The following is a 1,663-nucleotide window of genomic DNA, read 5'->3' as shown; positions in this document are numbered from 1 at the left end:
TATCCAGACCGGTTTGTTGGGTGACGTTTTGGAAGTGTCCTTTACCGTCATTATGGAAGAGGGCGAGGGTGGGGCCGACGAGGAGGATATCGAGGTTGCCGTCGTTATCGAAATCGAGGAAGGCGCATCCGTTGCCGATGGTTTGAAGGATGTTGAGAGGTCGGGGGCCGGGGATGACCCAACGGTAATCTAGCCCAGCTTCGGCAGCGACATCCCGAAAGAGAGGGTTTATAGATGATGTGTGAAATGCGTTTTTTTGTGAGGGTATGGGAGGCATGCATCCCGAAAGAGCACCTAAAAGCGACAGGAGGCAGCTGCGTCGTGTAAAGCGATGCGTCACTGTGTCCTAACCTCCTTGTCCCCTTCATGAATACAAAGCAGGGCATCGGCAGGCAGATCGGTATATGTGGACTCGATACCCGAAGGCCAATGAACAGTTAAGCTAGCGATTTTTGTCTCTTTGTCAAGCCCAAAATGAACTCTTGGATCGGAGGAGGACATATACGATCCATCGGCATGACAATGGCGTAGCAGAGTTCGCTCACCTATTTTCGCTTTCAAATAGGCTCCGTAGCCATCTCGGTTGCTTCGGGTTCCGATGAGCTTACACTGAACCCAGTGTCCGACGGGAGCGGTTTCATTATGAAGCAAAAGAGGTGTGCCTTCAGAATCCACGATGAGCACATCCACTCTGCCATCGTTGTCGTAGTCGCCTATGGCCAATCCGCGCCCAACGATTTGCCGGTTAATCGCTTTGCCTGCTGCCTTGCTAACATCCTCGAAGGAGACGAGCACTCCACCCTTATTGCGAAGTAGTATCGTCGGCTGGCGATAGGTGGTCGTAGGATCGATCATATGGGCGTTGTCTGCGATGTGCCCGTTGGCGACGATAAGATCAAGCCAACCGTCGTTGTCGAAGTCGAAAAACTTAGCCCCAAAAGAGACGTAGGGCAGAAGGGGCGCGCTCATGCCGCTGGTTTGGCCGGCATCGGAGAAAACGGCATGGCCTTCATTATGGTAGAGTGATTTCACCTCATTTTGAAAGGTAACCACCACCAGATCGAGACGGCCATCGTTGTCGTAGTCTCCCCAGTCGGTGCCCATACCGGCATGGAGCGTGCCGCTAGGGGCTAGCGCCGTCCCTGCTGTAAGGCTGATGTTGACATAAGTAGGTACGCCAGTTTTCTCTTGAGGATAAAGCAGGTCGCCCGGCATCTGATCGTTGGCAATAGCTAGGCTTTGGACACCGGTGTTATCGAAATCGGCACAGGCGATGCCAAGCCCGCGTCCACGCCCGGCCGCTCCCCGTTGAGCGGTAACATCGCTAAAATGCCTCCCATCCTCGTTTTGGTAAAGCTTGCCCGGCAGAGGACGATAGTTCATGGGCATACAAACGGTAGGGATGCCACGCGCCGTGCATAGTTGCGGTTGGGTATGTGGGCCAAAGTCAATGTAGTTGCAAATATACAGATCGAGATACCCGCTGTTGGTAGTTTGCACCCACGCTGCCGAAGTGCCCCAAGGCTGAGGCGCTATCCCACTCTGAGCCGTCACATCCTTGAAATGGCTCCCCCCCTCGTTGTGCAACAACACCCCACCCCGATACGCCGTAATGTAGATGTCCACATACCCATCGTTATCGTAGTCACCCACTGCACAGCCC

General features: G+C 54.1%; 1 protein-coding gene and 1 pseudogene. Both read right to left on the bottom strand.

Annotation, left to right across the window (positions count from 1 at the left end):
• A pseudogene (locus VKV29_RS02025) lies at positions 1-340 on the bottom strand (VCBS repeat-containing protein); the annotation flags it as partial.
• On the bottom strand, positions 337-1,663 hold a 1,327-nt coding region (locus tag VKV29_RS02020), incomplete at its 5' end, for a CRTAC1 family protein (protein WP_324199626.1). The pseudogene VKV29_RS02025 and the gene VKV29_RS02020, both read right to left, overlap by 4 nt.

The organism is Chthonomonas sp., assembly GCF_035294165.1.
Classification (GTDB): Bacteria; Armatimonadota; Chthonomonadetes; order Chthonomonadales; family Chthonomonadaceae; genus Chthonomonas.
Note: the sequence above shows the minus strand (reverse complement) of the source record. Positions and strands in the feature narration are given on the sequence as shown.